At 67.5% G+C, this 12,671-nt stretch carries 14 protein-coding genes; 7 read left to right on the top strand and 7 right to left on the bottom strand.

All coding sequences use genetic code 11. The annotated features are described in order from the left end of the window. Positions 1–67: 67 nt before the first annotated feature. On the top strand, positions 68–1,423 hold the full coding sequence (locus ACYQ1Z_RS12725) for an MFS transporter (protein ID WP_459792890.1): 1,356 nt from the start codon (positions 68–70) through the stop codon (positions 1,421–1,423). Positions 1,424–1,474: 51 nt separating this feature from the next. Here the strand turns inward: ACYQ1Z_RS12725 and ACYQ1Z_RS12720 are convergent, their stop codons facing one another. Further along, a complete protein-coding gene (locus ACYQ1Z_RS12720) occupies positions 1,475–2,701 on the bottom strand; it encodes a beta-ketoacyl-[acyl-carrier-protein] synthase family protein (protein ID WP_459792889.1) in 1,227 nt (408 codons plus the stop codon). Between the two features lie 6 nt (positions 2,702–2,707). After that, complete coding sequence (locus ACYQ1Z_RS12715) at positions 2,708–4,321, bottom strand: peptide chain release factor 3 (RefSeq protein WP_459792888.1); 1,614 nt, start codon at positions 4,319–4,321, stop codon at positions 2,708–2,710. Between the two features lie 233 nt (positions 4,322–4,554). On the opposite strand from ACYQ1Z_RS12715, the gene ACYQ1Z_RS12710 reads away from it, so the two are divergent. The 3 genes from ACYQ1Z_RS12710 to disA all read left to right on the top strand — a co-directional run bounded on the left by ACYQ1Z_RS12710 (position 4,555) and on the right by disA (position 6,788). Beyond that, on the top strand, positions 4,555–4,761 hold the full coding sequence (locus ACYQ1Z_RS12710; protein WP_459792887.1) for a hypothetical protein: 207 nt from the start codon (positions 4,555–4,557) through the stop codon (positions 4,759–4,761). Between the two features lie 90 nt (positions 4,762–4,851). After that, on the top strand, positions 4,852–5,346 hold the full coding sequence (locus ACYQ1Z_RS12705; protein ID WP_459792886.1) for a 2'-5' RNA ligase family protein: 495 nt from the start codon (positions 4,852–4,854) through the stop codon (positions 5,344–5,346). Positions 5,347–5,711: 365 nt separating this feature from the next. After that, positions 5,712–6,788, top strand: coding sequence for a DNA integrity scanning diadenylate cyclase DisA (gene disA, locus ACYQ1Z_RS12700; protein WP_459792885.1), 1,077 nt, complete (start codon positions 5,712–5,714; stop codon positions 6,786–6,788). Positions 6,789–6,864: 76 nt separating this feature from the next. On the opposite strand, the gene ACYQ1Z_RS12695 is transcribed toward disA, so the two are convergent. Further along, the gene (locus ACYQ1Z_RS12695; protein ID WP_459792884.1) at positions 6,865–7,554 is read right to left on the bottom strand and encodes a hypothetical protein; all 690 of its coding nucleotides are present in this window, start codon (positions 7,552–7,554) and stop codon (positions 6,865–6,867) included. Positions 7,555–7,834: 280 nt separating this feature from the next. On the opposite strand from ACYQ1Z_RS12695, the gene ACYQ1Z_RS12690 reads away from it, so the two are divergent. Further along, positions 7,835–8,653 (top strand): HhH-GPD family protein, encoded by an 819-nt coding sequence (locus ACYQ1Z_RS12690; protein WP_459792982.1) that lies wholly within the window; start codon positions 7,835–7,837, stop codon positions 8,651–8,653. 118 nt (positions 8,654–8,771) lie between these two features. Further along, positions 8,772–9,272: a hypothetical protein gene (locus ACYQ1Z_RS12685; RefSeq protein ID WP_459792883.1), complete on the top strand. Its 501-nt coding sequence runs from the start codon at positions 8,772–8,774 to the stop codon at positions 9,270–9,272. A 38-nt stretch (positions 9,273–9,310) separates the two neighbouring features. On the opposite strand, the gene ACYQ1Z_RS12680 is transcribed toward ACYQ1Z_RS12685, so the two are convergent. From ACYQ1Z_RS12680 to dhaK, 4 genes are all read right to left on the bottom strand, one after another. Further along, a complete protein-coding gene (locus tag ACYQ1Z_RS12680; protein WP_459792882.1) occupies positions 9,311–9,484 on the bottom strand; it encodes a hypothetical protein in 174 nt (57 codons plus the stop codon). Between the two features lie 68 nt (positions 9,485–9,552). Then, positions 9,553–10,245, bottom strand: coding sequence for a dihydroxyacetone kinase phosphoryl donor subunit DhaM (gene dhaM / locus ACYQ1Z_RS12675; protein ID WP_459792881.1), 693 nt, complete (start codon positions 10,243–10,245; stop codon positions 9,553–9,555). After that, positions 10,242–10,874, bottom strand: a complete 633-nt coding sequence (gene dhaL, locus ACYQ1Z_RS12670; RefSeq protein WP_459792981.1) for a dihydroxyacetone kinase subunit DhaL — start codon at positions 10,872–10,874, stop codon at positions 10,242–10,244. Before dhaL ends, dhaM begins: the two co-directional genes overlap by 4 nt. A 2-nt stretch (positions 10,875–10,876) precedes the next feature. Next, on the bottom strand, positions 10,877–11,878 hold the full coding sequence (dhaK, locus tag ACYQ1Z_RS12665; RefSeq protein ID WP_459792880.1) for a dihydroxyacetone kinase subunit DhaK: 1,002 nt from the start codon (positions 11,876–11,878) through the stop codon (positions 10,877–10,879). A gap of 279 nt (positions 11,879–12,157) precedes the next feature. Between dhaK and ACYQ1Z_RS12660 the strand changes: the two genes are divergently transcribed. Continuing rightward, positions 12,158–12,667 (top strand): amino-acid N-acetyltransferase, encoded by a 510-nt coding sequence (locus tag ACYQ1Z_RS12660; protein ID WP_459792879.1) that lies wholly within the window; start codon positions 12,158–12,160, stop codon positions 12,665–12,667. The last annotated feature ends 4 nt before the right edge of the window (positions 12,668–12,671 follow it).

Raw genomic sequence — 12,671 nt, 5'->3', positions numbered from 1 at the left:
GACGTGCCCCACTACTTCCCTTGCCCCCGGCCGGCCTGCGATTTCAATACCTAAGGAAACACAGTCAATGAAGTCTGTAGACAATGCTGTCCTGGACGTGGCCACTGCCACGAAAAAGTTCTTCAAGCGCGTGCTGCCCATCATGCTGGTGATGCTGGTCTGCAACCAGCTGAACCGCTCCAACATTGGGTACGCCCAGGACCACCTCCAGGCCGACGTCGGCATCGGCGCCGCGGCCTACGGTTTTGGTGCCGGGCTGTTCTTCATCGCTTATGCCATCTTCGAGCTTCCCAGCAATGTGATGATGGAAAAGTACGGTGCCAAGGTGTGGCTGACCCGGATCATGGTCAGCTGGGGAACCGTATCCTTCCTGATGGCCTTCGTCCAGAACGAAACCATGTTCTACGTCCTGCGCTTCCTGCTGGGCGCGGCGGAGGCCGGCTTCTTCCCTGCCGTGATCTTCTACTTCGCCCGCTGGGTCCCGGCCGGGCAGCGCGGCAAGGCAACCGCCATCTTCATTGCCGGCTCCTCCATCGCCGCCGCGATCTCCGGCCCCATCGCCGGCATGCTGCTCAGCCTCCACGGTGCCCTGGGCCTGCGCGGGTGGCAGTGGTTGTTCGGCTTCGAAGGCGCCCTGTCCGTCGTCGTCGGCGTTGCAGTGTTCTTCTTCCTGGACGCCAAAATCAAGGACGCCAAGTGGTTGAGCCCGGCCGAGAAGGACGCCCTGGCCCAGGCCATCAGCGACGAGGACGCGCAACACACCAAGGCGGCCGGCGCCAAGGTCAACCGCTGGAAGATGCTGCTGAACCCGCAGATCCTGCTGCTGTGCGCCATCTACTTCTCGGTACAGCTGTCCATCTACGCCAACACGTTCTGGCTGCCCAGCATCATCAAGCAGATCCCCGGCACCACGGACCTGACGGTCGGGTTCCTGTCCTCCATCCCGTGGGTCTGCGCCGTGTTCGCCATGTACTTCGCGGCGAAGCTGCAGGACCGGGCCCGGTCCAGGAAGCCGCTGCTGGTTGTGGCGCTGCTGGTGGCCGCCGTGGGTACATTCGCCGCCGCCGTCGCCTCGCCGGTTATGGCGCTGGTCTTCCTGGCCATCGCCGCGATGGGTTTCAAGAGCGCTTCGCCGCTGTTCTGGACCATCCCCCAGTCCGGCCTGCACCCGCTGGTCCTGGCCCCGGCCATCGCCATCATCAACTCGCTGGGCAACCTGGGCGGCTTCGTGGCACCGTTCGGCTTCGGCATCATCAAGGAGCAGACGGGCAGCGTCATCCCCGGCCTGTTCGCGCTGGCTGCCGCGTCCACCGTCGCCGCCGGCCTGGTCTACTTCCTGAAGGAGCGCCGCACCGGAGGAGACGCCGTCGAGGCCCAGGATGCTGCGTTGGAGGCAGCAGGACCGGTTCCCGCCCGCGCCTGACCCGCTCCCGTCGACCGCCTGCGCGTCCAAAACGCTGGAATGGTGCGGGGACTAGGCCCCCGTGATCACCAGGGCCACGCTATGCCCGCCGAAACCGAAGGCATTCACCAGTCCCGCCTTTGCCTGGCCGGACAGGTCGCGGGCGGTTTCGGTAACGATGTTCAGGTCCACCTCCGGGTCCACCGCTTCCACGTTCAACGTCCCGGGCAGCTGCCCGGTGCGCAGGGCCTCGAGGACCACCACGGAGGCCAGGGCGCCGGCGCCGCCCAGCAGGTGGCCGGTGTGGCCCTTGGTGGAGGTGACGGGCACGTCCGGGCCGAAAACCGCGTTGATGGCCTGGCCCTCAAGCCGGTCACCCACAGGCGTGGAGGTGGCATGGGCGTGGACAAAGCCGATGTCGGCAGCCTGCATCCCGGCCGCATCGAGCGCCTTCTGCATTACGCGGCGCTGCATGGCGGGGTCTGCGGCGACGATGTCGTTGGCGTCTGACGTGACCGCACCCCCGGCGATCTCGCCGAGCACCAGGGCACCGCGGGCCCGTGCGTGTTCCTCGCTTTCGAGGACCACGACGCCGGCGCCCTCAGCCAGCACAAAGCCGTCACGGCCGCCGTCGAACGGCCGGGACGCGCCCTGCGGGTCGCCTTCGCGTGTGGACAGGGCACGGATCTGGGAGAAACCGGTGATCACCAGGTCGTTCACGGAGGCGTCCACGCCGCCGGCAATCACGACGTCGGCAGCACCCGAGAGGATCATCTCGGCTGCCTGGACAATCGCCTCCGCCCCGGAGGCGCAGGCGCTCACGGGCGTGCGGGCGCCGCCGCGGGCACCGAGGTCGATGGACACCCAGGCGGCCGGCCCATTGACCATGAGCCGGGTCAAAGTGTGGGGTGAGACCTTGCGGGGACCGGACGCGGCAAGGATGCGGTCCTGCTCCACCGTGGAACCTAGGCCGCCGTACGCGGAGCCGATCACCACGGCGAAACGTTCCGGATCCACCTCGGGTGCGCCCGCCTGCTTCCACGCTTCCCGGGCAGCGACGAGCGCCAGCTGGCCGCAGCGGTCCATGCGCTTGATCTCGCGGGTGCTGAGGTACTCGGAGAGGTCAGCCGTGACCTGGCCGGCGATCTTTACCGGCAGCTGCTCGGCCCATTCGGCGTCAAGTGCGGCGATGCCCGATTTGCCGGCGGTCAGTGCCGCCCAGGTTTCGGCCACGGAGGCTCCGAGCGGGTTAATGGTGCCGGCACCGGTGACGAGCGCGCGGGGCTGGGAAGTGTTCATGGCGCCTTACTTCGCGGGGTTGTGCGTGCCGATGGGCACCAGGGTGAGGTCCGGGTGGTTCTTCTCAATCCGGCGGAGCGCCCAGACGTCGTTGAACAGGGCGAGGTATTCGCCGTCGGACCGCAGAAGCACCTCCGCGCCGGGCACGTTGGCCAGCGCAGGCATGGCATCCGCCGTCGTGATCCTGGCCAGCGAGTAGGACAGGCGCTCCAGGCGCATGGGGGCGCTGAAGTCGTGCGCCATGCGGTCCTCCACCACTTCGAACTGCATGGGCCCGACGGCGGCAAGCACCGGCGCCTGGTCGCCGCGGAGGTCGGAGCGGAGCAGCTGGATGACGCCCTCGTGTTCGAGCTGTTCGATGCCGCGGCGGAACTGCTTGAACTTGCTGGGGTCCTTGGACCGTGCCACCTGGAAGTGCTCGGGCGCGAACAGCGGGATGGCGGGGTACTCCACGGGTTCCTCGAGGAACAGGCTGTCGCCCACGCGCAGTGAGGAGGCGTTGACCAGGCCCACCACGTCCCCGGGGTAGGCCTCGTCGATGACTTCGCGTTCGCGGCCGAACACCTGCTGGGCGTACTTCGTGGCGAAGGACTTTCCGGTGCGGGTCTGGGTGACCACCATGCCGCGCTCGAACACTCCGGAGCAGACGCGGATGAAGGCCACGTGATCGCGGTGGGCTTTGTTCATGCCGGCCTGGACCTTGAAGACGAAGCCGGAGAAGGGTGCCTCCACCGGGCGGGGGCTGCCCTCGATGTCCGGCCGGGGCGCGGCGGGCGGGGCGAAGTCCACCAGGGCGTCCAGGAGTTCCTTGACGCCGAAGTTGAGCGCGGCGGAGCTGAACAGGATGGGAGTGGCCTTGCCGGCGTGGAAGGCGTCGACGTCGAACTCGAGGTTGGATTCGATCACCAGCCCGGCTTCGTCCACGGCGTCGGACCAGTTGCTGCCCTGGTCCTGCGCGGCTTCCTCGGGGCTGAAATATTCGGTGATGGCGATCTGGGCGCCGGCATTATTGCGCTGGAACCGGGCGAAGCGGTCGTTGCGCAGGTCCCAGACGCCGCGGAAGTCGCCGGAAATTCCGACGGCCCAGGTCAGCGGCATGGGCTGCAGGCCGGTACGCTCGGTGATTTCGTCCATCAGGGCCAAGGCGTCCAGGCCGGGCCGGTCCCATTTGTTGATGACGGTAATGATGGGCAGGTTGCGCTGCTTGCAGACCTCGAACAGCTTCATGGTCTGGGTTTCCAGGCCCTTGGCGGCGTCCACGAGCATCACGGCGCAGTCGACGGCGGCCAGCACGCGGTACGTGTCCTCGGAGAAGTCCGCGTGGCCGGGGGTGTCCAGCAGGTTGATGACCGTGTCCCGGTAGGAGAACTGCAGCGCGGCGGAACTGATGGAGATGCCGCGGTCCTTTTCCATCTGCATCCAGTCGGAGACGGTTTCCTTGCGGTTGGCCTTGCCGCTGGAGGCACCGGCGGTGCCGATCACCTTGGCATGCAGGGCGAGCGCCTCGGTCAGCGTGGACTTGCCGGCGTCAGGGTGGGAGATGACAGCAAAGGTACGACGCCGGTTCGCTTCTTTGTGAATGGCAGAGACCCGGGCGGGGGTCAGGACATCTTGGGACACGGTGCTACTTTCGCTGCGGTTGGGACTGCCCGGGCGCTGGACGTGGAAGCGGTGGCTTTTCAGCGCAGCGTTTCAGGCATGCGGCGCGGGGCCGGTAACGGCTGGCGGACAGCCAAGTTCCAAGTTTATCGCAGGGGTGCAAACCGTACCGCTGCCCCGGTGCCCGGACCCGCTTAACACCGGCGAAACCCGAAGTTCAAAATCGGGAAACGGCGGGCCGTTAGCGTGGCGCCATGACGACGCGTGGCAAGCTCTTTTTCGACCCCCTCTCCCCTGGTCTGCAACAGTCCATCCAGCAGGAGCCGGGCGCGGGCGCCCCGGCCGCGGCACCGCAACGCAATGGCGTCCAGACAGCCGCCGAACTGAAGGCCTTGCGGATGGCATCACTCGCGCAGGTCAGCAAGGATTTGGAGCAGATGCTCCGGGAGCGGTCGCGCTAGCCGGCCGCCCAGGCCCTTTTTGCCTCCCGGGGCCCTTTTGCGCTCCGGCCCTTTTGCTTTCCGGGGCTCTGGTCACGGCATGATGTGACCATGCGCAGCATCGAGCTGGTTTTCGACGACTCCACCGACTCGGCCATCAGGGCGGACTGGTCCAGGCTGGCGGCGGCCGGGATTCCCAGCCTTGCGGGGCACACGTCGCCCAGCAACAGCCCGCACATCACACTCGCGGCGGGCAGTGACCTCCCGCTGGCAGGGCACGCCCGCCTTTGGGAGGAGCTGCCACTGGACGTCGAACTTCCGGGCGTCCAGGTGTTTGCCGCAGGGTCGGGGAAGTACGTGCTCGCGCGGTCGGTGTTGATGACGGCCGCGCTCTTCGGCCTGCACCGCTCCCTTCACGAGGGTTTACCGGAGGCTCTTCCGCTGACCCGGCCCGACGCCTGGACCCCCCACGTCACCCTCGGCCGCCGCGTTCCGGCAGCCCTCATGGGCACCGCGATGGACCTGCTGGAGCTGCGGCTGCAGGGCCGGTGCACCGGAGCCCGGATGTGGGACAGCGAAGCGCGCACCATCACGCGGCTGGCCTGACCGGATTGGACTGGCCCGTCCCGACTGTCCCGGCCTGACTGTCCCGCCTCAATCGGCCCGGCTCAATCGGCCCGGCTCAATCGGCCCGGCTCAATCGGCCGGCTCATTCGGCCCCGGCGAGCCTGGCCTGCTTCTGCCCCGGGAAGCCCAAAAAGTACCCGCAGGCAAGCGGCCTCCCCAGCTCTCCCGCACCCACTTTCGGGAGCCCCCTAATGGGGCACTTTGGGGCTTACCCGTGCGGAAGTTGGCTTTCTTGCCCCTATCATTGAGCTTGCGGGAAAATGAGCACTTTTCATCCTGCCGGTTCAGCACCATTTGCCGGCGTTCTTGCGGGCGGCAGTCCGCACCTTTGAAGGGAAAAACCTATGGCGCGGAGCCCCGAAGAATCATTGAGGGCGACTCTGGGCAGGGTGGCACCCGGGACGCCGCTGCGGGACGGCCTTGAGCGGATCCTCCGCGGACGGACCGGGGCCCTGATCGTCCTCGGCTCCGACCGCACGGTGGATTCCATCTGCTCCGGCGGCTTCGACATCGGCATCGAGTTCTCCCCCACCCGGCTGCGCGAGCTGGCGAAGATGGACGGCGCCATCATCTGCGACCGGGACGCGGGCAACATCCTCCGCGCGGCCGTGCAGCTGGTGCCCGATTCCAGCATCGAAACCCAGGAATCCGGCACCCGCCACCGCACCGCCGAACGCGTCGCCATCCAGACCGGGGTCCCGGTCATCTCTGTTAGCCAGTCCATGCAGATCATCGCCCTGTACGTGAACGGCCTGCGCCATGTGCTGGAGGGCTCCGAGAAGGTCCTGGCCCGGGCCAACCAGGCCCTTGCCACTTTGGAACGCTACCGCTCCCGACTGGACCAGGTCACCAGCTCACTGTCCGCGCTGGAAATCGAGGCGATGGTGACAGTCAGGGACGTGGCGGTCACCCTGCAGCGGCAGGAAATGGTCCGCCGGATCTCCGAGGAGATCTCCCAGTACGTCCTGGAACTCGGTGAGGACGGCCGGCTCCTGTCCCTCCAGCTCGACGAACTCACAGTGGGCCGCGGCCCCGGCAGCGACGTCATCATCCGCGACTACGCCAGCCCCGACGCCTCGCCGGAGGATATCGAGAATGCCGTCAGCGCCCTGGTGAACCTGGGCCCGACGGAGCTGATCGACCTCGGCAAAATCTCCGGCATCGTGGGCTTTGCCGGCGGAGAAGCCAACCTCGACGCCGTCGTCCAGCCCCGCGGCTACCGCCTCCTCTCCGGCCTGAAAGCTGTTCCCAAGGCCGTGGCCGACCGCTTGGTGGACCACTTCGGCGGGCTGCAGTTCCTGATGGCCGCCACGATCGACGACCTCATGACCGTGGACGGCATCGGTGACCAGCGGGCCCGGACCGTCCGCGAGGGCCTGAGCCGCATGGCGGAAGCCAGCCTGCTGGACCGCTTCCTGTAAACAAACATCGATTGCTCCGTCTATGTCGTTTTGAGGCCCCAAAAGGACATCTACGGAGCAGCGGCTTGGGAGACCTTCAGTTCAACTGGAAGACCGCCTTCGGGCTGGCTTTCGAGCCAAGCTTGGCGGTGAAGATGTAATACGCTCCGCCTGCGCCGGGCTTGGCATCAACCACCGAGCAGCCTTCCACTGTGCGGTTCCGGGACCAGGGGAAGTTTGCCGTCTCGCTGGCACCCGGAGCGATGACCTTCACCAGGTCTTCGCTGGTGGTCTGGCAGTCCCGGGAAGAGAAGACGCGGTCCGGGCCGCTGGTGACCAGGAACTCCATCTGCGACGTGCCGATGTTCACCTGGCACGGCACCGTCCCGCCGTTGGTCACTTTCAGTGTCAGCATCGGGTTCTCCTCCGGACCGTAGGCGGCCTTGTCGGTGGAGGCGGAGACAGTCACAAGGTTCTGGTTGCAGGTGGGGGTGGCAGGCGCCGTGAGGGTGGGTGCAGCGGATGCGGCCGGGGAAGCCGACGGAGATCCGGTGGCGGCCGCAGACGCGGGCGCGCCGGTCGCCGGGTCAGTGGACGAGGCCTGTTCAGAGCTTCCGAACAGGCCGGCCATGGCGAACCCGCTGACCACGAGGGCGATGACCATCAGGAGGGCGCCGCCTGCCACCAGCCGGCGCCGGCGGTAGACGGCAGGGCTGGCCTTCCGGACACTGCTGGAGCCCGATGCCGATGCCTTGCCGCGTGATGCTGAATCCCCGTCCCTGCCCATCCTCCTAGGCTAGGGAACCGCCGGCATTCTGGCCTGCCACCACGCCGCCGGGCGGCCGACGCCTGCGTCACATCTGTTTTCAGCGTCCCGAAACCCATCCATTACAGTGTTTGGCATCGATACCAAGACTTCCTCCCCCACGCGCGCAGCCTTGCCGAAAAACGCCCCGGAGCTGCGGCTCCTGCATGACAGGATCAACGGCTGGTTCGCCGAGACCGCCCGCGACCTGCCCTGGCGCGAGCCCTCCTGTTCGCCCTGGGGTGTGCTGGTCAGTGAGATCATGCTGCAGCAGACCCCCGTGGTGCGGGTCCTGCCGGTGTGGCAGGAATGGCTCAAGCGGTGGCCAACTCCTGCTGGCCTGGCCGGCGAGCCCTCCGGCGAAGCTGTACGTTCCTGGGGGCGGCTTGGCTATCCGCGCCGCGCCCTGCGGCTGCATGCCGCCGCGGTGGCGATCGTCGAGGAGCACGGTGGCAAGGTCCCGGACACCTACCAGGAGCTGTTGTCGCTTCCGGGGGTGGGAAGCTACACGGCCGCGGCAGTGGCAGCTTTTGCCTACGGCCGCCGGGAAACGGTGGTTGACACCAACATCCGCCGTGTCCACGCCCGGCTGGTTTCGGGCACCGCCCTTCCGGCCCCGGCGCTGACCGCGGCGGAGATGCGCCTGGCCGCTTCGCTTTTACCGGACGACGGCGGCACTTCCGTACGCTGGAACGCTGCGGTCATGGAGCTGGGCGCCCTGGTGTGCACCGCCCGGGCACCCAAATGCCCGGCCTGTCCCGTCATGGATTCCTGTGCCTGGCGTGCCGCGGGCGAGCCGCCGCCGTCGTACGTTCCGAAAGGGCAGGCCTGGCACGGTACCGACCGCCAGGTCCGCGGGGCCGTGGTCGCGGTGCTCCGGCTGGCCGAGATGCCGGTGCCGCCTGAAATGTTCCACCATGAACCGGCGGACCTGGGCTTCGCTCCGGAAGGGATCGGTGTGCCGCTTGCCGCGCTGCACCGGCTGAATCCGCCGCCCGAACAACTGGAGCGGTCGCTGGCAGGACTGCTTGCCGACGGCCTGGCCGAGCTGCACGAGGGCGGCTACCGGCTGCCCGCCTGACGCGGCCGCGGCGGGCTTCTGTCTCCTTTTGGTGCCGGTGGTGCTGCGCGCATAACAATGCTGGTGTCACTTGGCCTGCGCCGGCGCCCGCCTGCCTCCGTGGTTCTACGCTGAAAATATGCGTAGGCGCGGGCTGCTTCTGGCATTGCTGACGACGGCGGGACTCGCCTCGGGGTGCGGACCGGGGCCGGGCGCGGTTCCTTGCCCGGCTATTGCCCAGGCCACGGCGGTCTCCGTAACCGTCACCGCGGACTATGCGCCCCAGGTCAGTTCGCTCTATCTGAAGGCATGCCAGGACGGCGCCTGCAAAGAAGGGGACATCGAATTGTGGCCGGGAAGTGCCTCGATTGACCAGGGCTGCACGTCCGATCACCCGGACGGTGTCTGCTCGGCCACAGCTTCGCCGGACGGCACAAAAGTGGGGACCCTGATGCTGGATACCCTGACCGAATCGCTGATGACCGTCACGGCGTCCGGCACGGCGGCGAACGGGTCCGGCCTGCCCGTGCAAACCCTGGAGTTCCGGCCGAAGGCCACCTATCCGTTCGGTGAGCAGTGCGGCAAATTCATTGTCGCCTCGGTGACCTTGGACGCTTCCGGCCTCCGGGAACAGGCCTGAACCAAGCGGCAGCCCGCCTGACAGGGAATTGGCACGGTTCAGAACAATGCGGGCTGGCTGCAGGAATCGTCGGCGGGTTCCCCCGCAACGTCAACAGCGGCGGCGCCTGAGTCCCACTCGAAGCCCAGCTCGGCGAGCAGTTCCTCCACAGACATCTGGCCCTCCAGCACTTCGATTACCGGGTAGTTGTCTTCGGGGTCCTGCCGTTCCATGGCATCGAGCTTATTCGCAGGGGCGGCAAAGCCGGCGGGAACACACCGCAGGGCAGGGATTGCCGTCCCTACGGCTCGCCGAACCCTGCCTGGACCAGGCCGCCCACGTAGTTGACCGCCCGTTCGGCGTCCACCCCCCAGGCCTCGACGTGCAGGATGGACCCCTTTCCGGCGGCAAGGGTCATCAGCGCCGTCATGGACGCCCCATCCACCCCGTTCACAGTCACCTCGGCGTCCAGGGAAGACAGCCCGCCGGCAATTTTGGCGGCCGGGCGGGCGTGCATTCCCGCCTGGTTGATGAGCTCGAAGTCCCCTGTGAAGTCCGGCCCTTCACCTGTAACTGACCCCTCGGAAACGTCGCGCTGCGGCGGCCGACCCTGATGCTGCGGCCGCCCGGCGGACTCGGCGGCGCGCTTGACGGCCTGCACGTCCGCCCCGCCCTGGGCGGCCACCGATGCTGCCACGGCCCCTTCAACCAGGGGCGCGTCGGCCAGCACCACGCCGTCGGGATCACCCGCGAACTCCACTGCCGATTCCGCTGTCATGACGGCCGAGCCCAGGTCCGTGAGGATTACCGCCCCGTCCCCGCCCGCGGCCTGTTCAACGGCGGCCAGGACTTTTTCGAGGCTGGTGCCGATCCTGCCGTCCGAGGTCCCCCCGGCTGCCAGGATCATGACGTCCGGTGCCATTTGGGCGGCAAGCTCGGCCGCGCCGTCGGCGATCTTTTCACTATGGGAGACCACAACGATGCTGACCGTCACGCAGCAGCCCCCACCGCTGCCCTCAGGATCAGTGCGCTGGAGGCCGCCCCGGGATCCCGGTGGCCGGCGCTCCGCTCCCCCAGGTAGCTGGCACGGCCTTTCCGGGCGACGAGCGGATCGGTGGCCACGGCTCCGGCCTCCGCGGCCTCGGCCGCAGCCACCAGGACGGTGAGGATATCGGCGCTGCCGGCGTTGGCGGCCGCCTGCGCAGCTTCCGCGGCCGGGGTCCAGGCGTCCACCATGGTCTTGTCCCCGGGCTCCGCCTTGCCGCGCGCCACAATGCCGTCCCTTGCGGCGGCGAGCGCGGCGGCCCATGTGGCCTGGTCGATTTCGGCGGTGTCGCCAAGCGCTGCGGACGCGCGCAGGAATGCGGTGCCGTACAGTGGGCCCGCCGCGCCTCCCACCTTGGACATCAGGGTCATGGCCGTCAGCTTCAGCGCCGCCCCCGGTGTCTCCGGCGCGGTTTCCGCCAGTTTGTCCAGGACGGCCTGGAAGCCGCGGTCCATGTTCTCGCCGTGGTCGGAATCGCCGATGGCACGGTCCAGTTCGATCAGCTCCACCCGGTGTTCGGCCATCGCCTGCGCACAGAGGGTCAGCCACTTGACGGCCCAGTTGACGTCCAGGATCACCGTCACACCCCCCAACGAAGGGCTGCGGTGTGGACCGGGGCGTCCCAAAGGTCCGTCAGTTCGTCGTCCAGCCGGAGGACCGAAATCGAGCAGCCCTGCATGTCCAGCGCGGTGATGTAGTTCCCCACCAGGGAGCGCTCCACGGTGGCTCCCCGGCCTGCCAGCACCTCGGCGGCCCGGCGATAAACAATGTAGAGCTCGCTCAGCGGAGTACCACCCATGCCGTTGACGAAGAGCAGGACCTTGTCGCCGGGGCCGATGTTCAGGTCGGCCAGGACGGGTTCCAGGAGGCGGTCGGTGATGGCGTCCGCGTTTTCCATCGGAATCCGGTGCCGCCCCGGCTCGCCGTGGATGCCGATGCCGATTTCGATTTCGTCCCCGGCGAGGTCGAAGCTGGGCGAGCCGGCGTGCGGGACCGTGCAGGCGGACAGTGCAACGCCCATTGTGCGTACGTTGGCGTTCACCCGGCCGGCAATGCCCGCCACAGCGTCAAGGTCATCGCCCCGTTCTGCGGCGGCGCCGGCGATCTTTTCCACGAGCACGGTCCCGCCGACACCGCGGCGTCCCGCCGTGTACAGGGAATCCTCCACGGCGACGTCGTCATTGACCAGGACTGTGCGGACGCTGCTGCCCTCGGCTTCGGCCAGTTCGGCCGCCGTCTCGAAGTTCAGGACGTCGCCGGTGTAGTTCTTGACGATGTGCACGACGCCGGCGCCTGAGTCCACCGCGAGGGTCGCCGGAAGGATCTGGTCCGGCGTTGGTGAGGTGAACACCGCCCCCGGCACGGCGGCGTCGAGCATTCCCCGTCCCACGAAGCCGGCGTGCAGCGGCTCGTGGCCGCTGCCTCCGCCGGACACGAGAGCCACCTTGCCGATTACCGGCGCGTCCTTGCGCGTAATGTAGGTGGGATCCGCGTTAACGTCCACCAGGTTGGCATGGGCCAGGCCGAAGCCCTGGACGGATTCGTCCACAACAGACCGGGGGTCGTTGATCAGTTTCTTCACGGCGGGGCTCCTGGCTGTGCTCCTGAAGGATGTCTTTTCGACCCTACTACCGGCGGCCGCGCCGACGGTAGGTTTCCGCTGGTCGGAGGCAGATGCAGCAAAGGGACAGCCCCCAATGACTGTCCCTTTGCTGAGGCCCCCCATTCCCAGCCGCACCCTAGTTTATCCATAGATTTGAATAAAACCAATGCGGCGGCGGGTTGCTCGGCCCGGCCTATCCTGCGTCCGCGCCGCGTACTGCTGTCCGGTCCATTCGGCGGGGAGAACTAGGATTGGCCTGTGAGCGACTCCTTCCATATCCGCCCTGCCCGCACCAGCGACGTGTCCGCGATTAAGAAACTCGTGGCGCCGCTGGCCGAGCGCAGGATCCTGATGGCAAAGGAGACGGTTGCCTATTACGAAAGCCTCCAGGAATTCCGGATCGCAGAAGCGGACGACGGTGAGGTCATAGGCTGCGGGGCCCTGCACGTGATGTGGGAGGACCTTGCGGAGGTCCGCACGCTGGCGGCATCGGAGGACTGGCGCGGCAAGGGCGTGGGGCACGTGCTGGTGGAAAGCCTTCTTGCAGAGGCGCGGGCTTTGGGCGTGGCCCGGGTCTTTTGCCTCACGTTCGAAGTGGACTTTTTCAAGCGCCACGGCTTCGAAGTGATGGCGGACCAGTCCGCTGTGGACCCGGTGGTGTACTCGGAGTTGCTGCGCTCGCACGACGAAGGCGTTGCCGAGTTCCTCGACCTGGCAAGGGTCAAGCCCAATACCCTGGGCAACACCCGCATGATCAGGTTCCTCTGACCGG

This window comes from Arthrobacter sp. AD-310, assembly GCF_054656615.1.
Note: the sequence above shows the minus strand (reverse complement) of the source record. Positions and strands in the feature narration are given on the sequence as shown.